This is a genomic window from Veillonella sp. VA141, from assembly GCF_003992175.1.
Lineage (GTDB): Bacteria > Bacillota > Negativicutes > Veillonellales > Veillonellaceae > F0422.
This window is the reverse complement of sequence record NZ_RQVM01000002.1, coordinates 349,107-371,230: the sequence shown is the minus strand read 5'-3', so window position 1 is coordinate 371,230 and position 22,124 is coordinate 349,107. Positions and strand designations below refer to the sequence as shown.

Sequence of the window (22,124 nt, the reverse complement as noted above, 5' to 3'; positions counted from 1 at the left end):
ATGCGCGGATATGGAAGAAGATAGTGGCTAGGAGTGTATTCACTATGTAATACAGTAATCGACATCGTATCTACTAAATAATATAGTGATGAATCTATGTAATACAGTCATAGAGGAGCTATAGTATGAAGTTAGCTAGGTTATCTTAAAAGGTTAACTAGACGTATATAATTCTAGTTGCAGTAATAGAAATGAGAGGTGTCCTATGATTACAAATATCACCCTGTACCATGTGCAACTACCGATGAAGTTTACTTTCAAAACGGCAAAGGGCGAAGTCGGTGTCAGGGATACTCTCATTGTTCGTTTGGAAGATGAAGCGGGCTATGTAGGCTACGGCGAATGCGTGGCCTTCGTAGACCCTTTTTATACAAAAGAAACGGTGACATCTTGTTGGGATACCTTATGCACGAGGTATTTACCAAACCTGTTGGGGCAAGAAACAATAACCACATTGCCACAACAATGGCTGATGGAAGGCATGCCTATGACTGTGGCAGCCGTGGAAAATGCCTTGCTCCATCTACAATGCCATCGCTTAGGGGTTAATACAGTGGAATATGTGCTACAGCAATCCTTACTTCCGACCGTACCTACGGGCATTGTCATTGGGGACGTCCCTTTGGATACCTTGGTAGATGCTGTATCTGGTTATGTATCACAAGGGTGTCAGCGTATTAAACTGAAAGTATCCCCCAAGGATGGTTATGAACGAGTACAGCGAGTGCGTTCAGCCTATCCAGACCTTATGTTAGCGGTGGATGCGAATCAAAGTTATATTTATCAAGATATGGACAAGGTGCGGGCATTTAATGCATTTGATTTAGCCTGTATAGAAGAGCCCTTTCAGATACAAAGCTTAAAAATGTACCATCAATATAAGTCAACTCATGAATGGGATATTACGACTCCTATATGTTTAGATGAATCGATTTTGGGGTATGATGATTTGGTCTATGCCCATACGCATGGCTTGTTGGATGTACTTAATGTAAAAGTGGGTCGTTTAGGTGGTCTTCGAGAAACGGCTAAGGTCATTCAGTATTGTCGTGATCATGGCATCCAGTACTGGATTGGATCCATGGTAGAATCCAGTATTTCCAAATGGATGCATGTACAATTAGCGGCTCTAGGAGATAGTTATATGCCGGGAGATTTGTCGGATTCGTTGCGCTATTTTGAGCGAGATTTGACTCGACCGCCTATTATTAGTACAATAAAAAACTGCAGTACAGAGAGACTTTCACAGTTTGTAGAGGTGCCTAATGGTGCTGGATTGGGTGTAGACGTTGATATAGAGGCGTTAGAGGCGTATTGCATACATAAGAAATTATGGCACCTATAACTGATTTATATACTTGTATAGCTTGTGGATGTGGTATGATACAATATACAAGTAGTGTATGAAACTATATGACATATACAGATATGATGCATTTCAAGTAGAGGTGGAATGTATCGTTGTTTTACATAGATACGTAGGAGGTTTGTATGACAGAGTACATAGAATTATTAAAACGTGAGGTAAAACCGGCCTTTGGTTGTACGGAGCCAATCGCCTTGGCATTTGCAGCGGCGAAAGCGGCAGAACTATTAGGTGTTCGACCAGATCACATTCATGGTCGGTTAAGTGGCAATATTATTAAGAATGCAAAAAGTGTAACCATTCCTAATTCAGAAGGTCGTACGGGCATTTATTATAGTCTTATTTTAGGCACCTTAGTAGGGACAGCGGCGAAAGAATTAGAAGTATTAGAAGACCTTACTCATGAACAAGTGGTAGAAGCAGACCGTTTATTTGAAGCGGATTACTGTGATATTGAGCTAGCAGAAGGGGTAGAAAACTTATTCATCGAAGTCACTGCTGTGGCTGGTGAGCATACGTCTAAGGTCATTGTTCAAAATACACATACCACTATTTCTTACGCAGAAAAAGACGGAGAAGTGTTGATTGCCTTATCTGCAGAAGAAGTGGCTAAACATTCCATGGAATTGTGCTTTGACTCTTGCTATGAGTTTGCTAGTACTGTAGATGCGAAAGAGTTGGAAGATATTTTAGGACCACAACTAGATTTGAATATGGCTATTGCCGAAGAAGGTATGAAAAACAATTATGGTTCCAATATTGGTAAATTGATTATTTCTAATTCTTCTTCCATTGCGGATAAAGCTCGTGCCTATGCAGCTGCTGGCTCTGATGCACGCATGGATGGTTGCTCTATGCCGGTAATGATTAACTGCGGTAGTGGTAACCAAGGGATTACACTATCTGTACCTATTATGATGTATGCTAAAGAATACGGTATCGATCGCGACCATACGTTACGCTCTTTAGCCTTAGCCAATGTATTAGCCCTATACATTAAACAGTACATTGGTCGTTTGAGTGCTTATTGCGGTGTAGTGAGTGCTGCTTCTGCTACAGCCGCTGGTGTAGCATTCTTGCTTAATGAATCCAAGGAAGTAGTTTGGGAAACATTATCAAATGCATTAGCCGGCACATCCGGCGTGGTTTGCGATGGAGCAAAAGCATCTTGTGCTATGAAAATTGGTATGTCCCTTGGTAATTCCTTATTAGCCTATACACAAGCAAAGACAGATAATAGCTTTAAAGCAGGCCAAGGTATTGTAAAAGAAGACATTGACCATACAGTGCAAACGGTAGCAACCATTGCCCGTGAAGGGATGAAGCAAACCGATGTTGTCATCCTAGAAACCATGTTAGAAAAGTAATCTATGCATTATTGGTATAGAGAATGAGAACAATTCTATATTGATTTTTCTAAAAGTATAGTGTATGATAGATACATAGATTGATTTCATAGTCACATACTCAGTATGTGCTATGTATAGGTTGTAATAATAAAGGAGATTTAGCATGGCAATCATCGGTAAACAACTACCAGCTTTTGAATTAGATGCATTCCGTAAACCAGAAATTATTAAAGTAAGCAATAAAACTATCGAAGGTAAATGGAGCGTGTTTGTATTCTATCCAGCAGACTTCACATTTGTATGCCCAACAGAATTGGCAGACTTACAAGATCAATACGCAGAATTGAAAAATTTGGGCGTAGAAGTATTCTCCGTATCTGTTGACTCTGCGTTCGTTCACAAAGCATGGTCCGATGCATCTCCTACAATCAATAAAATCGAATACACTATGGTATCCGATATTAAACATGAATTAGCTGACTTCTTCGAGACATTCTCTGAAGAGTCTGGCCAAGCGTATCGCGGTTCTTTCGTGGTAGACCCAGAAGGTATCGTTCGTGCCGCAGAAATCTGTGACATGGGTGTAGGTCGTTCCGCTGCTGAGTTAGTGCGTAAAGTACAAGCTTGCCAATTTGTTGCAAAACATGGTGAAGTGTGCCCAGCAAAATGGACTCCTGGTGAAAAAACGTTGAACCCAGCAGATCTTGGCTTAGTTGGCAAAATCTAAAGTAAATAAACAGCTCCTTTAGTAGTTTTGTGGTTGAAGGCTCCTCTCCCTCTCTCGAATCTTCAACAACACATGATGTACTAATTGAGTGTGTTGACTATATTTGTAAACTTTCCTAAGAACACATCTTAGATCCTTTACTTCCCATAAAAACGACAAAGCAATGCTTTGTCGTTTTTATCTTTCCCAAATTATATAGTTGTATTACTAAAAAGTATCCTTTATTCATTTAAATTATTAGATTTAGTTTAGAAATTTGTATATAATAAGGAGGTAAGGTTACAAATAGAATGCATATAGGAGAATGAGAATGTTAGAAGTTACATACGAACGATTGGCAGGGATTTTTAAAGCCCTTAGCGATGAAACAAGATTGCACATTGTAGACATGTTGTCTTGTAATGAATTATGTGCGTGTGATATTTTGGCTAGTTTTGAGTTATCTCAATCTACTCTTAGTTATCACATGAAAATTTTAATTGATGCAGGTATTGTGAATTCTGTGCGTAGCGGTTTGTGGACACGCTATTCCATTAATGAAGAAGCTTTTGATGAATTTGTTAAATTCTTGCCTGAATTATATAAAACAAAAGATGAGTGCATTTGTGCACAAATCAAATACTGCCGTATTGAGGATGCTCCACAAGCGGTGGCAGAATAATATGAAACGTTGGATTATGCATGTAGATATGGATGCTTTCTTTGCATCTGTAGAACAACATGATCGTCCAGAACTACAAGGTCACCCAGTTATCGTGGGTGGCCTTTCTTCACGTGGTGTGGTGGCTACGTGTAGTTATGAAGCACGGAAATTTGGGGTACGTTCTGCTATGCCTATTGGGAAGGCTAGAAAATTATGTCCAGATGGTATCTATCTATTGCCACGAATGGAACGATATCACGAAATTTCTGATCAAATTCATGATGTGTTGCATCGGTTTAGTCCCTATTTAGAGCCCATTTCTTTGGATGAGGCTTTTTTAGATATTTCAGGATTAGGAAAACTCTATGAGTCTCCTATGGCAGTGGGCCGTGCTGTGAAAGAACAAATTAAGGACCTAACGGGGTTGGTCGCATCTGTGGGAATTGGGCCGAATAAGTTTTTAGCAAAACTAGCGTCGGATTTACGAAAGCCAGATGGTTTATATATTATTCCTCATGGGCAAGAAAGCGCTCATATTAAACATTTACCGGTACGAAGGTTGTGGGGCGTAGGGGCTCATATGGAACAAGCGTTACAACGAGGCGGATTTCATAGGATTCAAGATATTGCGCAGTTAGATTCGTATCATGAGTTAGAACCCTATTGCGGTCATCAAAGTGAACGTGTGTATTTGTTGTCTAAAGGCATTGATGATCGTCCTATTGAGTGGAATCGTGAGTTGCAATCCGTAGGCAATGAACTGACCTATGAAAGGGACTTAATGGACCCAGAGGAAATCGACAATGAATGGCGATATTTTGCGCATCATGTAGCTAAGCGTTTGCGCCAGAAAGGACTTAAAGGTCATACGATAGCCATCAAAGTACGATTATCTGACTTTACCACCAAAACAAGGCAAAAACGATTATCCTATCAGACGGATAGAGAAGATGTATTGTATGAGACGGCCTGTGTATTATATAATAAACTTAATGTACAGGGGCCGTTCCGGTTATTGGGGATTACGGTCAGTGGCTTTCACCAAGAGGTGGAGCAAGACTCGCTCTTTCAGAGTGAAGAAACACAGCCAGATCGGTTAGCACAAGTACTAGATACTTTGGAAGAACGATTTGGAGAAGATATTGTTACCACAGGAGCTATGTGGAAACGAAAATTGAAGGATGACACGACATCGTCCTAGGAGGATAGTATGCAACAATATATATTGGACCAGGAACAGATTGAAAAGTTGTTACAAGGCTTGCAGACAGCGTATAGTCATTGCAAGGAAGTGCAACAGCAATATGTGGCGAATTTAGAGGCGCACCATATGGAGTCCCCTGAAATGGCTATGGAAGTGGTAGAAGACTTAGAAAACTTTGCTCATATGTTGGCTCTATTGGGAAAACAATGGGAAGAATTACGTGGGCTCCAAAGTATGGTAACAGATCATTATCTGTATGATATGATATCTTCCTTAGAAGAGACACCAACAGTAGAAGTTGTGGCGGATGAAGGTGTGGAAGGCTATGATGTAGGTGTGGCATTAGGCGTAGATTTTGTGATGGCTGAGCGTTGGCAAGGGGAAATGTCTGCAGAGAGGGTTGAACCGAAAGCAACATCGAGTTCTTTTATGAATTTGTTCAGTAATACCAGCGAAACGAAGCGTATTAATGAGTATGACTATGATGACGATGAGGAGGATGACGACCCTAAAGACGATGAAGAGGATGCGGTCATTGAGTTAACGAAATATACTAACAAAAAATCTAACTTGTATGATATGTTTGAGATGGAGTCGTCAACAGAGACAAAAAAACAGCATAAAAAGCGTTGCAAACATTGCACAGAAGATTCTCCCATACCAGAAGAGCGAGACAAATGCTGCATTGTGAAACAAGAAAAAAAGAAAAAGAAGGAAAAAAGCAAAGATAAGTCGAAACATAAAAAAGAAGCTCCCTCTGTAGACAAGTGGGCAAAAAAATTGTCTAAATGGGAACGCTATGCAGAAGAGCATGGCGATGCATGGACAGAAAAAGTCTTGCAAAAAGTAGCAAAAAAGGCAGAGAAAAAAGCGGAAAAGCGAGGCATGAAAGCGGTCTTCAAAAAGCATAAGTTAGACCGATTTGCGAAGCTGTCTAAGGAGGATTAAGGTATGGATGTGGTAAGTGTATTAGGCTTTGTATTGCTAGGCGTAGTTGTAGCCGCATTGGGAACCATCATTGGTGCAGGTGGCGGATTGATTTTTGTGCCAGTATTTCTTTACTTCTTTCCAGAATGGACGCCAGCTATGGTAGTAGGTACATCCTTGTTTACGGTAACCTGTAATGCCATTTCGGGTACTATTGCCTATGTGCGGCAGAAGAAAATATTATATAGCGCAGCAATTCTATTCGGGATTGCCACCTTCCCAGGGTCGATTATCGGTGCTCATGTAGCGGAATATTTTGATCCTAGTGGGTTCCGATTCTGGTTTGGTTCTTTCTTGCTAATCATGTCTTTGTTCATTGGTTATAAAAATATGAATAAAGGGGAACGCAAAGAAGAGTCCTTGCAATTAGAAGAGTTGACCTATAATAAAGTGGTAGGTATCTTAATTAGCATGGGAGTAGGCTTTATTTCTAGCTTATTTGGTATCGGCGGTGGCTTGATCCATGTGCCGGCTTTCATTTATATCATGGGATTTCCTACGCATATGGCCACCGCCACTAGTCATTTTATCTTGGCTATGTCTACCTCAGTAGGGACTTTAACACATTTTTTGAGTGGTCATATTCATTTTGAAATTGCCATTCCTTGTGGTATTGGTGCCTTAGCGGGTGGTCAATTAGGGGCGTTCATTGCGAAACGATTGCGAGCAAAAACGATTTTAATTGGGTTATCCATTGGGATTGGATTACTGGCATTACGCTTAATTTACACATCTCACGTATTGTTCTAGTGTCATAGTATAGATTAAATAGAGAGGACTTTATGGGAAAGGGAAAGAAACGGAAACAACACCAACCACAGCCACAACAGACGATTACGACAGCCCGTTTGACCACGATGATTAAATGGATGTTGTTTATTAATCATTTAGCTTTGTGCTGGTTCTTTAATGGTCGGGCTGATATGAGTTTACTAGCTGCTAATATGCTAGGTGGCTTAGCCCTTTGCGGGATTTACTGGATGCGTTTTAAGAAGGAAATGTTTACCGATGAAGATGTAGAGCGTGGCATGCGTTATGTATTGTCCTATATTCTGATGACGATGACAGCTTTCTTTTATACCTTGGCGATGTATCGATCTGGGGAGTTAACGGATACTATGTATCTGATTATTACAGGAGCTAGTTTCTTTGTGTGGTTTTGTTTGTATAGCGCTACACAAGGGTTTATCAAAAAAAGTGAATAATATATACTACAAGTTCTCATTACGTTATAGGTAATGGGAACTTTTTATATTTAAATATTTCGATAAACTATATGAAAAGCTATTGCATTTTATGATTTACTATGCTAAGATATACACATAACAAATAATAATTATTAATTGCTAATTAGAATAATTAGCAAAATAACTAAAGAAAAGGAGAAACAGGTATGAAAAACTTACAAGCAGTCAATCAATATATTGCAAACTTAGCAATTTGGAACATTAAACTTCACAATTTCCATTTTAATGTAGTAGGATCTCAATTTGTGCCAGCTCACAAATATTTAGAAGAAGTCTACGATGTAGCATTTGATTATTATGATGCAGTAGCTGAGCATGTAAAAATGCAAGGTGAAGAACCTGTAGTGCATGTGGCAAAATATTTAGAAATTGCTTCTTTGAAAGAAGAACCAGGCAACAAATTCTCCGTAGAACAAGTGTACAACTTCTTAGTAGGAGATTTCGAATTGTTGAACAAAGAAGCTCGTGCTATCCGCGAAGCAGCTGATGAAGAAGGTAACTTCGGATTAGTGGCTATCATGGAAGACCACATTGCTTACTATGAAAAACAATTGTGGTTCTTACGTGCTACTTTAGGCTAATTCCTCCTGACAGTAACATCGAACCAATCACATAACACTCCCTTATATGTGATAACATCCTGAATATGACAACACTTACAACTATACTATAAACTATACCAAAGGACCCCTGCTCAGGGGTTCTTTTAGTATATAAGGCATACCTTTGAAAGGTGATAAAACGATGTATTGTAAAATTTCATTGCCAGGTGATACAATACAAGTAATGTAAGAGAGGTTGAGAAAGAGGCATAGAGGATGAATCGATTTTTACGACGAGGACAATTACAAACTATAGAACCACAGAAGGATACATCTGTGGTAGAAGACATGGATACGCTGGTGAGTGAAGTGAGTTCGGATGAGTTCTTGGACATGGTGCAACAAGAGGGGACGTCAAAGGATTTGAACCGAGCTATGGATATGGTGGAGATTGAAGAGTCAGAAGAAAACCGTGCACCTTTGGACCCTTATGAAGCAATGACGATTCGTGATTATAGTCAATTGGATGTATTGCCAGAGCATGCTGATGAAGATTATGGTTTTTCTAGTGCAAACGAAACAGAACAGGATCAATTTTTCCATAACAACTACAATGATATTATGGAAGATGAGTTAGAGTATGATCAACAAGAGGCTGATAGTTCTTATGATTACAATTCTGGAGATAGTTTTGACTTCGACTTTGATGTTGACTTTGACTTGTTTGATGACTTTGATAATGACTAGTAAGGAATGAATGATGACGAAGCCCATACATACAAGGACATCAGTATGTCCTTATGATTGCCCAGATGCCTGTGGATTGATCTTGACCATTGAGGGAGACCAGTTACAACGGGTACAAGGTATGAAAGATCACAGCTTTACGAGAGGAACGCTGTGCCAGAAAATGCAACAGTATGAACGAACAGTCCACCATAGGGAACGTCTGACAACGCCTTTGCGACGCATAGGTCCTAAGGGAAGCGGTCAATTTAAACCGATTACTTGGGACGAAGCACTAGAGGAAATTGCTCAGCAGTTTCAGCACTGTATCCATACATACGGTTCTGAAAGTATTATGCCCTATTCCTATGCAGGGACCATGGGAATCTTACAAAAGAGTGCAGGGGATCCACTCTTTGCCATACTTGGTGCGACCCGTCAAGATAAGGGGATTTGTTCCCCTGCCAAACGGTATGGTTGGGCTAGTCTTATGGGGAATACCCTAGGGAGTCGTCCACAAGATATACAATACAGTGATTGTGTGGTGTTGTGGAGCCTCAATGCAGTGGCTACGGATGTACATGTCCTACATGATGTGACCATAGCTCGCCAGCGAGGTGCCAAGCTTTGGGTGATTGATACGTACTATACGGAGACAATGAAATTAGCAGATGAAGTCATTATCATACGACCAGGTACAGATGGAGCCTTTGCGTTGGGTGTGGCTTATGTGCTCGTGGAAGAAGGATTAGTACATGAGGAATTTATTCATCAGTATGTACAAGGCTATGAAGGATTCCGTGATGCTGTTACTTCTCAATATCCACCATCGAAAGTGGCTCGAATCACAGGCGTACCAGAGGAACGGATTATCCAGTTTGCTCGTGCTTATGGACAGGCAATGGCACCATTTATCCGCTTAGGCAGTGGACTATCTCGCTATGGGAACGGAGCGAATACGGTGCGATGTGTAGTGGTACTACCTGCCTTGGTGGGGGCGTACCTACATACAGGAGGTGGACTCTTGTCGAGTGCCTCGGGTAGTCAATTTGTTGGCGGTAAGCGTGTCAGTTGGGAGCGCTTTCAGACAAAAGAAACACGGTTGAACCCTATGATTCATTTCGGACCGATGTTAACAGAGGCGGACAACCCACCGATTAAGGCCCTCTATGTATATTCCAGCAATCCTGCGGTGACCTCACCGGACCAAACAGTGGTACGCAAAGGATTGTCACGAGAGGACCTATTCACAGTGGTGCACGAACGGTTTATGACAGATACGGCAAAGTATGCGGATATTGTACTCCCTGCAACTACGTCCGTAGAGCATAATGATATCTATAATTCTTATGGGCATTACACCATTGGTTGTGGTTATCAAGCCATACCTCCTGTAGGTGAAAGTCGCTCTAACTGGGACACCATTTGTAGTATTGCCAGAGCTATGGGCATCGATGACCCTGTGTTTGCTATGTCAGAGTTGGAGATGATTGAAGATATTGTGCGATATGCTCCGATTTCAAGAGAAGTGCAAGATAGAATCTTGGCAGGGGAGCTAGTGGAGATGGATCTATCCAGTACGTATAAGCTAGAGTATGGTACACCATCGGGTAAGATTGAATTATATAACCCATTAGAGTGTGAGCCCTATCCTGTGTATCGTGAGGCTCATGGAGATACAGCGGAGTTCTTCCTCATCAATGGTGCTGATCCACGTATACTAGATTCGTCCTTTTGTGAGATACAAGAAGATACACCAAAGATGGTTGCTCGTATGCATCCTGATGATGCCCAGCGCAAGGGCGTATGGCACAGTGAATTTGTGCGTATGTATAATGAGCGAGGTTCCTTGCGGATTGCCTTAGTCATTGATGATGCGGTGCCAAAGGGGACTATTGTGAGTAGTGGCGTCTGGTGGCAATCGCAGTCCCATGATTCAGAATATACAATGAATGTATTAACTGCCTCACGATCTACCGATTATGGTTGGGGTAGTACCTTTTATGATGTGAAAGTACATGTAGAGTCTTGCGACTAAAAATGAGTAATGCTTGGTTATAGTTAATAGATGTAGTTTGACTATCAATTATAGGTCGGGTGTATATGCATAATTAGCATAGAAAAAGCCATTTTCTATAAAGAAAATGGCTTTTTATTTTACTTATAATTAGATATAATAAAAAAATAAGCATAAGAAGTGTATTTATACAGTGTATATTTGTTATTATGGAATGTATTTGAAAGGAGATATTATGTCAGATCATACTCAACTATCGGGGCGAGCCTATATTGCTATCGGCCTGATGCTGTTCGCTTTATTCTTTGGGGCAGGTAACTTAATCTTCCCTGCTACTTTAGGTCAACATGCAGGTACCAATGTGTGGTGGGCCATCTTAGGGTTTATCGTAACTGGTGTAGGTTTACCATTGTTAGGGGTTATGGCCATGGGATACTCCGGCAGCCGTAACGTACAAAGTTTGGCAAGTCGTGTGCATCCAGTGTTTGGGGTCCTATTTACATTGGCATTATACTTATCCATTGGCCCTGCTTTTGCCATCCCTCGTACGGGGACTGTATCCTATGAAATTGCAGTGAAACCATTCTTAGGTGGAGCTGCCTCAGATACAGCACTATCCTTGTTCCTTGTGGGGTTCTTCGTAGTCACATTGTGGCTCTCTATTAATCCGCAAAAATTGGTCAATCGCATTGGTAAAATCTTAACACCAGCCTTGCTACTGACCATCGTGGTATTGATTGTTAAATCTTTGATTACTCCATTAGGCAGCTATGGTACACCGACAGAGTCCTACGCTACTAGCGGTACAGCATTCCTACAAGGATTCTTAGATGGATATAACACATTAGATGCCTTAGCATCTTTCGTATTTGGTATTTTGGTTATCGAATTTGTAACACTTTCAGGGGCACAAACACGTGATGAAATTACACGTGCCACTATGAAAGCTGGGTTAATCGCTGTAGGTTGTTTAGGCGTGGTGTACATCTTCATTGCTAGCTTAGGCGCTACCAGCGTAGAACAGTTAGGCATCTTAGATACAGGAGCGCCTGTATTGGCAGAATCGGCTCGTTTATTGTTTGGCGACTTAGGGGCCATGATCTTGGCAGTCATCGTATTATTGGCGTGTTTGACGACAAGTATCGGACTTGTTACTTCTTGTGCACAGTATTTTAGCACACAATTTGGTGGCTTATCCTATAAAGCTTATGCAGTGCTATTCGTATTGATTTCTTTCGGTGTAGGCATGTTTGGATTGAAAACCATCATTACCGCAGCCATTCCTGTGTTGATGTTCCTCTATCCATTATCCATCGCATTGATTGTGTTGGCATTCTTACATCCGTTGTTCAACGGTCGCCAATGTGTATATGCTTGGACAGTAGGGGCAACCTTCATCACAGCCCTTGTATCTGGCTTAGAAACAGCGAGCGTAGACTTAGGTAGCTTAGGACAATTCTTTGCTACACAAGTACCGATGCATGGCATCGGTATGGACTGGCTTGTATTCGGCGGCGTAGGATTCGTGATTGGATTGATCCAGCGGGCGTTGGTGAAAGCTAACTAAAAGATTATTTTATATATGTTGGGACTACTTATATACGAGTAGTTCCAATATTTTTTGTAATTAAATAAGGGTTATAAGGTTATAGGACAAAATGAATTGGTTTTAATAGCAATGAGCCTAGTTAAATACTAGGCTCATTGAATTTTAAAGTTGCAAAATTACAGATTTAGAGGGAAAACAAAAAGCTACACCATAGATAATATCTACGTGTAGCTTTTATGTATATAACCTTACAGGCATTCTTATTCCAAATCGTCGAAGTCAAATGCTGCTGCTTTTGTATAGTTCGTAACTTTTGCCTCGAAGAAGTCAGTTTTCGTGCTGTTCAAATTGGAGAAACTTTCAATCCAAGCCATAGGATTTTCCTTGATGTCTGGATATAACGGTTGCAAGCCGATGGAGTCAGCACGTTGGTTTGCTAAGTATTTGATATAGCGCTCGATCAATGTGTTGTTGATGCCAAGAATTTTGTCATCTGTAATGTATTGACCCCAAGCAATTTCATTTTCTGTACCTTCACGAAGCATTTGTGTTAACTCAGCTTCTAGTTCAGGAGTGAATAGTTCAGGGCGTTCGATGCGAAGCTCACGGATAATATTTTGGAACAATATTAAGTGAGTCACTTCGTCACGGTTGATGTATTTAAAGATTGTGGAAGTTGCGGTCATTTTACCTTGGCGTGCCAATGTGTAGAAGAAACTAAATCCAGAGTAGAAATAGATGCCTTCTAAAATATAGTTTGCCATGATAGTGCGGATTAAATTGTGCTCCGATGGCTCATCACTAAAACGTTGGTAAATGTCAGCGATGAAGCGGTTACGAGCTAATAAATGTTCATCTGTACGCCACTCATCATAAATGCGGTCACGAGTAATTGGATTCGTTACGGTATCTAAAATGTAAGAATAGGATTGGGCGTGAATTTCTTCTTGGAAGGCTTGGATATTCAATAAAGAAGCCACTTCGGATGCCGTAATATAACGGCTCAAGTTTGGCAAGTTCTCGCTTTGAATGGAGTCCAAGAAGTTTAAGAAAGAAATAATTTTGTCGAAGGCACGGCGTTCGCTGTCCGTTAAATAAGGGAATTGCTTAATATCTTCGTTCAAAGAAATTTCTTCAGGAATCCAGAAATTGTTCAGCATCGTGCGATACAATGTGTTTGCCCAATCGTACTTAATACGATTCCATTCCCGTAAATTCGTCGTATTACCGCCCACCATACTTTGCGTGCCACGGTCACCATGTTCATTAAAAATCAGTTTCTTTTCCATGAAATATCTCCTATGTATCTAGGTGAAAGTCAACATAGGAGATGACATTCACTTTACCATTTAATACTATAAAGAACTATAAAAGCATAGCTAGACGCCTGCTAATATTGGTATGTAGTTTTGATACTACTTTTTATTATACTAAAAAGATAGGTAGGTAGGCAATCAAAAAGCACAGGAGTATCAGTCCTGTGCTTTTGTGTATTCTATGCTAGAATACGTTTCCTGTTAATTTAGTGCGTTTTTATTATGGCATGATAGTAGAGATATAGGAAGAGAAAAGCTATCTAGGATTCCAGCTTCAGATGTCGATGAGCACATAATATTTGAAGCCATGTACTTGCAATTGCTTGCATATGCAATCATCGTGGTGTATGATGGAGAAAAGAAAGGAGTGATATATATGGCAAATACAAATGCAGTATATGCTAGAATTGATTCTACTTTAAAAGAAAATGCAGAGAATATTTTAGGGAAGCTTGGAATTTCTCCATCTAGTGCAATACAAATGTTATATAGCCAAATTGTGTTGCAAAATGGGATGCCCTTTGAACTGCGATTGTCGAACCGTAAAACACCAGTATCTTTGAGTAGATTATCGAAGGAAGAACTAGATGCTGAATTACAAAAAGGAATAGATTCTTTAAAGAACGATAAGTCCTATAGTATAGATGAGGTAGATGCGTTATTGGCGAAGGAATATGGGATATGAGTGATCATTATAGAGTGACTTATTCCTCTACGGCATTAGAAGATTTAAGGGATATATATGAATATATTCGTTATACATTACTATCTCCTATAGCAGCAGAACATCAAATATTGCGAATCAGAAAAATGATTGCTTCTCTAGATATATTTCCGATGAGACATATGCTGGTTAATGAGGAGCCTTGGAAATCGAAAAGGATGTACAAGGTTCCTATTGATAAGTATGTAGTTTTTTATTGTGTGGATGATATAATGCATGTCGTTTCCATAGCACGTATTTTTTACGGAGGTCGTAATATAGAGAATCGAATGAACCACTTAGACACATAGTTTGTGATTGGTGTTAAAAATATAGAAAATAAAAGCACAGGGTATTTTGCCCTGTGTTTTTTATATATGCATTGTATGAAGAATACCCTTTTATGATGTATTTTGGCTTATCAGAAAAGTTGAGTAAATCTATATAGGAGAGTAAGAGAGAGATGTCGAAATATATACTCTAGAGAATGATGTGTTTGAACAGTCTATATTTTGTACTGGTAAAAATATATGGAATTAGAAAAATTTGATAGGAAGTAATAAAACTTTAAGTATATTGAAGATAGGAGAAGAATTATATGAACTATAATGCAGATAAACCAATCAAAACAGAAGAGGAAGATTTGTTGGGAAGATCATTTTTCTCGAAGCAGTTAGCAAAGGCATTGTATGAATGTGATGCTAGCGATGGATTAGTGATAGGCCTATTTGGAGAATGGGGATCTGGGAAAACCTCTGTACTTAATATGACGATGAACGAGATTAAAAACATGGGAGAGGAATCTAAAAATAAGCCGTTAATTGTTACATTTTCACCTTGGAATTATTCTGATAAGGATAATTTGATTAGTTTATTTTTTCGTAATTTAATAAATAACTTAGATACGCCAAGCAATAATAAAATTAAAAGGAAAATAGGAAAAGTATTAACCGACTACGCGGATTGTCTAGATGCATTATCGGTACTATCACCATTGGGAGGTATTCTTGTTAATATATTAAAACCTATTATTAAAACACAGGGAACTAATCTCATGGAAGTTCCTAATCTAGATTCAACGAAAGAAAAGCTTGAGACTATATTGAAAGAAAGTAATCAAAAAATCATTGTTGTAATTGATGATATTGATCGGCTCACTAATTCACAAATTAGAGATATCTTTCATTTGGCTAAACAAGTAGGTAATTTTCCTAATATAGTGTATATATTGTCTATGGATAGGGAAATCGTTTGTAGAGCGTTAAAAGAAATCCATAATATAGACGGACATGAATACTTAGAAAAGATTATTCAAATTCCATTTGAGATTCCCAGAATTAGTAAAAGTAAGGTGCACAAGTATTTATTTAATCAGCTAGATAAAATTATTAATGACATATCTAATGATACAATTATAGATGATAGCTACTGGGGAAGGATCTTTGTTAATTGTGTAAGTCCATATATTGATAACCTTAGAGATATCAATCGATTAACTAATATTTTTAAATTTAAATATCGAGCATTGTATCAAGAGGTAAGTGTTGAAGATATGATTGGAATTACGGCGCTTGAAGTCCTAGAGCCAAAGTTATATAAATGGATTTACAGTAATAAAGATATTCTTTGTAATAGCAATAACTATAAATTTTTTAAAACTAATGAAGATGCTATAGAATATCGAAATAGATATTACGATGAATTTAAAGAGATGAGCATTTCCCCGGAGAAATCTATACGGTGTGTTTCAACGATGTTTCCTGTTTTTGCAAAAGAGATTAATGAATATCAAGGAAGTTATCAATCCGATGCAGATAATAAAAAGAAAATGAGAATCTGTGATGCTGAAAAGTTTGATATATACTTTAGACATGATTTGGATAGCGTAGAAGTTTCTAGGACCACAATTAAAGATTGGATTTATATATTTAATGAGAATGAATTGGTTAGTTCTATTGATGAAATTAACGATAAAGGAAATATTATATATTTTTTAGAAGAGGTCCTATCTTTAATTGATGACATCCCTTGTAAGAGAATAAATTTAATAGTCTCCGTGATATTTTCTTCTCAATGGAACTTCAAAGGTGAAACTAATGCAGGTTTATTCACAAGAACTGCGTATGATTTGGCTATAGATTTAGTAGAAGAACTTTTACATAGAATTAGGATAGAACAAGAACGATTTGAACTTTTATATTCCATATTAAATGATATGGATAAAAATCGCGTAGGCGCAATAACTATTATCCTATATAGAATTAAGTTGTTTTACGAAAGAAATTCAGAGGAAGTGAATACTAAAGCGATTATAAGTTTAGAGCAATTACTAAAGTTAGAAGAAAAGTATCTAGTAAAGATTAAATCGATTATTGAATCAGAAGAGAGTTTAAGTATAGAGATGTTTAGTGTTGTTTTCCGCTTGTGGGGAGAACTTGATAAACAGGAGGCATTAGAGTATTTTAATAAGATCTCTACAAGTACTATTAATACGCTTAAATTTATTTGTATATTTGCAACAAGGCGTAATGGAACTCATGGTTCAAGGTGGAGCTTTGATATTAGTGGATATGAACAATATATTTCTAAAGATGAAATATATGATGTAGTTAAACGACTACGTAACATTGATTTATTAGAGTTTACTGAAATTGAAAAGTTGAAGCTAGCCACATTTGTTTTAAATTATCAGATGCATGAATTATATTCTGCGAATGAAGAACAGGCCCAGGAATTAGTAGAACAATGGGAGCGCAACGGTATAAAAATAGAAAATTAAGGCATATAAAAAACACAGGGACACGAGCCCTGTGCTTTTTTATAACGCAGATTCAGCATTGTTAATAATCTTCATTCTAGTATTTTCTTCTTTTGACAATTGTATTCCCATACTGGTTAATCCTTTTATATCTAAGTCAGATAATAAATTCATATATAGTTGTCTATCACTTTTATTAATAATAATAGGGGCAATCCCTTGTTGTAGACAAGAATGAACGATTAAGGCTCTGCCAGTTCTTCCATTTCCATCAGAGAATGGGTGTATTCGTTCAAATCGAAAATGCTGGTCCATAATCACTTCTATTTTTTCTTCAACCGTATTTGAAATTTTTAATCTATACTCTAAAGTGTTACACCAGTTTTTTAATTCTGATTGCACTAAATAAGGCTCTGTGGGAATAAAATCGGCTCCTAAGATTATATTATGAATTGTTTTAAATGCTCCTGCATCATCTCTAATATCTTGTAGTAAATAGCTGTGAGTATCCTTTATTAAACTAATAGTAATCTCATTATGATAATTATCTTTCAAAAAAGCCATATATTTCTTGTAATTTTTTACTTCATAAAATTCGCGCTCATTCATTACTTTAGGAATGATACCATCTAATAAAATGCTTTTAGTTTCATATTGTGTTAGTGTATTACCTTCAATGGCTGTACTATGATGTGCCATTCTGACTAGAAAATCATCTAAATAAGCGTATGACAGTTTCAAATTAATTATCTCCTTAATGTACGAAGAATCTATACTGTATCATATATATAAACTGTTTTCCAACAAAAAATCAATCACATGTTTGTGAACGATTCCATCTTGGCTAAAGTCAATGGTATCCATGGAGAGAACAAACTTAGGGTAATTATCTTGTACGTGCGCATAGACGCCAAACTCACGTTGTCGTGTGGCTTCTGTTTCCATAAGATAGGACACTTGAAAGTACAGTCGTTCTTTATCTTTCGTAGCGATAAAGTCGATTTCCATATCTTTTACCTTCCCAATTTCTACGGTATATCCTCTAGATATCAGTTCAATATATACAATATTTTCCAGGGTTCTTTCAATATCTTTCGTATTAGAATACCCTTTGGCAGCCCGAAATCCATGATCCGTAAGGTAATATTTTTCATCAATTTTAAGATTCTTTTTACCGACCGTATCAAATCTAGACACCTTTTTCAGGATGAAAGCTTGCTGACAATAGTCTAAATAATTCAGTATAGTATCAATGGAAACATCCCGATGCTCGCTCTTTAAATATTTTTTAATACTAGTTGCAGAAACGGGGGACCCTATATTTTGTATAGTAAATGATAGGATTCGATTGAAAATATCCACATCGCGAATTTTATTGTGTGTCAATACGTCTTTGATCAAAACCGTATGATACACATCATTTAGATATTTATAACTACTATTTTCTTCTAAGTTAAAGTATTTTAAGGTAGGCATACCACCTAATTGGATGAACTTAGTGAATAGCTCTTCTTTACTAAGCTGTTTTTCTTGGAATACTTCTACAAACTCATCAAATGTAAATGGCTGTATTTCAAATTCTACATATCTGCCAGCAAGAAGTGTAGCAAGTTCGCCAGAGATTAAGGTGGAGTTGGAACCAGTAATATAGATGTCGCAATCTTTACCAACACGTAGACCATTTACAACTTTTTCCCAATCTTCCACTAACTGTATCTCGTCAAAGAAATAGTAAAGCTTCCCATCCAAGTGTTTTGTTGTTTCTATGAGATATTTTGCCAATAATGTGGCATTGTTTATCTCTAAAAATTCTAAGGATTCAAAGTTAATATAAACTTTACGTTCATCAGGCACTTCTTGTAAGATAGTGTCTTTAATTATCGTTAATAAAGTAGACTTTCCAACACGGCGCATACCTGTGAGAATTTTAATTACAGGCTTATCAATGAATGGTTCTATTTGGGTTAAGTACTTAGGACGTTTAATATATTCCATAGCTAACACCTCACTTTCATTGATTCTATTATACTCGAAACAATTAAAGATTCCAATAATTATTTCGAGTATAGTCGAAAGTGTTACAGATTGCGCATATCAATTCGATTATACTCGAAAGCATAAAAAGGTATTAGTATAGTCTCGATCATAAACAAAATACATATCAATCGTACTATATATAATACCTTTAAAATATCAACATATCGCAAATATTTGTGCTATAATAAAACCATAGAAGAGTCATCAACGTGAGTTGGGCTCATCTCTTCCTACTATGGGAGGAGGTGGTTGCTATGACAAAATATGAAAAGATTACTTTAGTCATTTCTATTATTAGCTTAGCAATTCAAATCATTGATCTTGTAAAATAGACAATGAAAAGCCTAACGTAAAGATAAGTATCACTAGTACTTATACACGTTAGGCAAATCACATTTCTGTTTTTGAGATGAGCCTAACGCCACCACACGTTGAAGACTCTTCTTGTTTGTAAGTCAAGTATACCACAGTCACTTACAGAATACAAATCCGACCTCCCCGACAAAACGACGTCGTTCCGACTAGATTTTTGGTGGGGAATTTGCCTAATTCGAAATATACCAAAAGAGCACGGTGTGCCCCGAACAAACATCATGAAATGCCGTTTGTGAGGAGCATGCCGTGCTCTTATATGTATAAGGGTTAACCCCACCAAAGATTAGGAGGAACAGCTAGTGCATTCATCCATTTCTAAGGATTGGTTACGGATATAGTAAATTGTCTTAATGCCTTGTTTATAGGCTTCCACATATAAATCAAGAATTTCTTTTGCTTTCATTTGTGGCGTAATGTACAAATTGAAAGACTGTGCTTGGTCGATATGGCGTTGACGGATACCGCAAGCCTTGATAGACCATTGTTGATCAATCGTGTGGGCTTCTTTGTAGAACCACATAGTTTCGTTGCTCAAATCAGGTGCTGTTTTAGGTGTAAAGCTACCTTTTTTCTCTTCAATGAAGAATTTTTTGAAGATAGGATCGATACCAGCTGTGGTATTAGCAATGTTGGATGTACTGCCTGTTGGAGCGATAGCCATTAAGTAACCGTTACGGATACCGTATTTTGCCACATCTGCTCGCAGTTGTTGCCATCTTTCAGAGGCGTAACCACGGCGCTCAAAATATTCCCCCGTTTCCCATTGAGAACCTTTGAAAGCAGGGTAAGCACCTTTTTCTTTCGCCAATTCCATGGATGCCTTGATGGCAGCGTAAGCAATATTTTCAAACAATGTGTCAGCTACATCCAAATGCTCATCGCTTTCCCATTGTACTTTATGTTTCACCAAGTAGTGGTGGTAACCGCTAGTGCCAAGGCCGATAGCGCGATATTTTTCACTAGTTACGCGTGTTTCAGGCACAGGGAATTGGTTGATAGTAATAACGTTGTCTAACATACGAACTTGTAATGCGATGTTTTCTTCTAACTCTTCATCAGAGGTTTGACCTAGGTTGATAGAGTTTAAATTACAGGTTACCATGTCCCCCGCTTTTGTGCGAGTCACGATGGAACCATCGTCTTGGATAATTTCTTCATCTAAATCCGTGAAACCAACGTTTTGTGCGATTTCATGACACAAGTTGGATGCATAAATCATACCTGCATGCTTATTAGGGTTCGCACGGTTCGTCGTATCTCGGAAGAAGATGAAAGGTGTACCAGTTTCTACAGCGGAACGCATGATTTTTTTCATCATATCCAAAGCACTGACTTCGATGCCGTGTAAATCTGGACTAGCTTCACAAGCTAAATATTTTTCCGTGAAAGCTTTATTCGTATCGTCATCGTAATAGTCTTCTAATTGAAAGCCCATCACACGAGATACTTCATGTGGGTCGAATAAAGTGAAGTGCTCACGGTTGATAACACGTTCCATGAAAATATCTGGTACAGATAGAGCAGGGAAGATGTCGTGCGCTTTACGACGGTCATCACCATTGTTCGTACGAAGTTCAACAAATTCGTAGAAATCTTTGTGCCACACGTCAAGTGTTACCGTAGCGCCACCTTTACGTTTACCTAACTGGTCTACAGCAACGGCAGTATCGTTGTATAAACGAATCCAAGGGATGACACCGCCAGAAGAATTTTTATAGCCACGAATATCGGAGTTCAAGGCACGTACTTTACCAAGATAAATACCAAGAGCGCCACCATGTTTAGACACACGGGAGAACTTTGCATTCACATCGTAAATGGACCATAGATTATCTTCTACACCAGAAATAAAGCAAGAGCTTAGTTGATGGAATGGTGTACCAGCATTCGCCAACGTTGGTGTAGCTGTAGTCATTTTTAATTCGCTCATCAAATCATAGAATTTTTTAGCGTAATAGACTTTTTTGTCCCCTTCGATGACAGCTAAATGCATAGCGATAGCCATGAAACGCTCTTGTGGAAGTTCGTAAATTTCTTTGTTGAAGCCTTTCACTAGATAGCGGTCTGCCAATAATTTAATACCTTCGTAGTTAAATAAGTAGTCACGTTTTGGCTTGATATAATCGCCTAGTTCTTCCAACTCAGCTTCTGTATATTGTGTTAAGAAAAAGTCTGCATAACGGCGAGCAGCAACTAAGGTTTTTACTAAATCAGTGAAGTTGCCATAACCAAAGGCTTTGTATTTACGGTTAATAGCAGCTTCTTTGTACAAATCGAATAAGTATAGACGAGCTGCCACAAATTGCCAGTCTTGGTTCATGCGGTTTACCATGTTGCCAAAACCATCGTCTACTTTTTGGATGACTTTCTCGATGGCAGTTTGAACAAGAGTTTGTTGAATTTGTTTCGTAGTCATGCCGTCCACGAACTGCAATTTACAGTCCATTTCAAGCTCGATAGGGTCACAAGAGTCTAAGCCTAAACAAGCAAAGGCAACCATTTTCTTCGTTTTTTCTACCGACAATGGCTCATAATGGCCATCCCGTTTCTTGATCATAATGCTCATGAGAGTCTCCTT

General features: G+C 38.3%; 19 protein-coding genes. 15 read left to right on the top strand and 4 right to left on the bottom strand.

The window, feature by feature from the left end; genetic code table 11:
* Nucleotides 1-205 precede the first annotated feature (205 nt).
* The 12 genes from menC (at nucleotide 206) to brnQ (ending at nucleotide 12,375) form a co-directional block, all read left to right on the top strand.
* Nucleotides 206-1,345 (top strand): o-succinylbenzoate synthase, encoded by a 1,140-nt coding sequence (menC, locus tag EO112_RS03890; protein ID WP_127163015.1) that lies wholly within the window; start codon nucleotides 206-208, stop codon nucleotides 1,343-1,345.
* A 146-nt stretch (nucleotides 1,346-1,491) separates the two neighbouring features.
* Nucleotides 1,492-2,733 (top strand): serine dehydratase subunit alpha family protein, encoded by a 1,242-nt coding sequence (locus tag EO112_RS03885; protein ID WP_009353877.1) that lies wholly within the window; start codon nucleotides 1,492-1,494, stop codon nucleotides 2,731-2,733.
* A gap of 145 nt (nucleotides 2,734-2,878) precedes the next feature.
* The gene (locus EO112_RS03880; protein ID WP_062401150.1) at nucleotides 2,879-3,442 is read left to right on the top strand and encodes a redoxin domain-containing protein; all 564 of its coding nucleotides are present in this window, start codon (nucleotides 2,879-2,881) and stop codon (nucleotides 3,440-3,442) included.
* 310 nt (nucleotides 3,443-3,752) lie between these two features.
* Complete coding sequence (locus tag EO112_RS03875) at nucleotides 3,753-4,103, top strand: helix-turn-helix transcriptional regulator (RefSeq protein WP_009353907.1); 351 nt, start codon at nucleotides 3,753-3,755, stop codon at nucleotides 4,101-4,103.
* A 1-nt stretch (nucleotide 4,104) separates the two neighbouring features.
* Nucleotides 4,105-5,286 (top strand): DNA polymerase IV, encoded by a 1,182-nt coding sequence (locus tag EO112_RS03870; protein WP_127163013.1) that lies wholly within the window; start codon nucleotides 4,105-4,107, stop codon nucleotides 5,284-5,286.
* A 9-nt stretch (nucleotides 5,287-5,295) separates the two neighbouring features.
* Complete coding sequence (locus EO112_RS03865) at nucleotides 5,296-6,237, top strand: hypothetical protein (RefSeq protein WP_127163011.1); 942 nt, start codon at nucleotides 5,296-5,298, stop codon at nucleotides 6,235-6,237.
* A 3-nt stretch (nucleotides 6,238-6,240) separates the two neighbouring features.
* Nucleotides 6,241-7,026 carry a sulfite exporter TauE/SafE family protein gene (locus EO112_RS03860; protein WP_062401143.1) on the top strand — a complete coding sequence of 262 codons (786 nt, stop codon included), beginning with the start codon at nucleotides 6,241-6,243 and terminating at the stop codon, nucleotides 7,024-7,026.
* A 32-nt stretch (nucleotides 7,027-7,058) separates the two neighbouring features.
* The gene (locus EO112_RS03855) at nucleotides 7,059-7,481 is read left to right on the top strand and encodes a hypothetical protein (RefSeq protein ID WP_009353899.1); all 423 of its coding nucleotides are present in this window, start codon (nucleotides 7,059-7,061) and stop codon (nucleotides 7,479-7,481) included.
* Between the two features lie 188 nt (nucleotides 7,482-7,669).
* Complete coding sequence (locus tag EO112_RS03850; protein WP_009353871.1) at nucleotides 7,670-8,104, top strand: DNA starvation/stationary phase protection protein; 435 nt, start codon at nucleotides 7,670-7,672, stop codon at nucleotides 8,102-8,104.
* Nucleotides 8,105-8,341: 237 nt separating this feature from the next.
* Nucleotides 8,342-8,812: a hypothetical protein gene (locus EO112_RS03845; RefSeq protein WP_127010306.1), complete on the top strand. Its 471-nt coding sequence runs from the start codon at nucleotides 8,342-8,344 to the stop codon at nucleotides 8,810-8,812.
* A 13-nt stretch (nucleotides 8,813-8,825) separates the two neighbouring features.
* Nucleotides 8,826-10,829, top strand: a complete 2,004-nt coding sequence (locus EO112_RS03840; protein ID WP_127163009.1) for a molybdopterin-dependent oxidoreductase — start codon at nucleotides 8,826-8,828, stop codon at nucleotides 10,827-10,829.
* 214 nt (nucleotides 10,830-11,043) lie between these two features.
* On the top strand, nucleotides 11,044-12,375 hold the full coding sequence (gene brnQ, locus EO112_RS03835; RefSeq protein WP_127163007.1) for a branched-chain amino acid transport system II carrier protein: 1,332 nt from the start codon (nucleotides 11,044-11,046) through the stop codon (nucleotides 12,373-12,375).
* Between the two features lie 242 nt (nucleotides 12,376-12,617).
* Here brnQ and EO112_RS03830 read toward each other — a convergent pair whose 3' ends face one another.
* Nucleotides 12,618-13,646 carry a ribonucleotide-diphosphate reductase subunit beta gene (locus EO112_RS03830; RefSeq protein ID WP_127163005.1) on the bottom strand — a complete coding sequence of 343 codons (1,029 nt, stop codon included), beginning with the start codon at nucleotides 13,644-13,646 and terminating at the stop codon, nucleotides 12,618-12,620.
* A gap of 403 nt (nucleotides 13,647-14,049) precedes the next feature.
* Between EO112_RS03830 and EO112_RS03825 the strand changes: the two genes are divergently transcribed.
* The 3 genes from EO112_RS03825 to EO112_RS03815 all read left to right on the top strand — a co-directional run bounded on the left by EO112_RS03825 (nucleotide 14,050) and on the right by EO112_RS03815 (nucleotide 17,155).
* A complete protein-coding gene (locus EO112_RS03825) occupies nucleotides 14,050-14,358 on the top strand; it encodes a type II toxin-antitoxin system RelB/DinJ family antitoxin (protein ID WP_127163003.1) in 309 nt (102 codons plus the stop codon).
* Complete coding sequence (locus EO112_RS03820) at nucleotides 14,355-14,687, top strand: type II toxin-antitoxin system RelE/ParE family toxin (protein WP_127163001.1); 333 nt, start codon at nucleotides 14,355-14,357, stop codon at nucleotides 14,685-14,687. Before EO112_RS03825 ends, EO112_RS03820 begins: the two co-directional genes overlap by 4 nt.
* Nucleotides 14,688-14,974: 287 nt before the next feature.
* Complete coding sequence (locus EO112_RS03815; RefSeq protein WP_127162999.1) at nucleotides 14,975-17,155, top strand: P-loop NTPase fold protein; 2,181 nt, start codon at nucleotides 14,975-14,977, stop codon at nucleotides 17,153-17,155.
* Nucleotides 17,156-17,194: 39 nt separating this feature from the next.
* Here the strand turns inward: EO112_RS03815 and EO112_RS03810 are convergent, their stop codons facing one another.
* The 3 genes from EO112_RS03810 to EO112_RS03800 all read right to left on the bottom strand — a co-directional run bounded on the left by EO112_RS03810 (nucleotide 17,195) and on the right by EO112_RS03800 (nucleotide 22,112).
* Nucleotides 17,195-17,875: a Fic family protein gene (locus tag EO112_RS03810; RefSeq protein ID WP_240629337.1), complete on the bottom strand. Its 681-nt coding sequence runs from the start codon at nucleotides 17,873-17,875 to the stop codon at nucleotides 17,195-17,197.
* Nucleotides 17,876-17,914: 39 nt separating this feature from the next.
* Nucleotides 17,915-19,129 carry an ATP-binding protein gene (locus EO112_RS03805; protein ID WP_127162997.1) on the bottom strand — a complete coding sequence of 405 codons (1,215 nt, stop codon included), beginning with the start codon at nucleotides 19,127-19,129 and terminating at the stop codon, nucleotides 17,915-17,917.
* A 700-nt stretch (nucleotides 19,130-19,829) separates the two neighbouring features.
* Entirely contained in the window at nucleotides 19,830-22,112 is a 2,283-nt protein-coding gene (locus EO112_RS03800) for a ribonucleoside-diphosphate reductase subunit alpha (protein ID WP_127162995.1), read from the bottom strand.
* Nucleotides 22,113-22,124 lie beyond the last annotated feature (12 nt).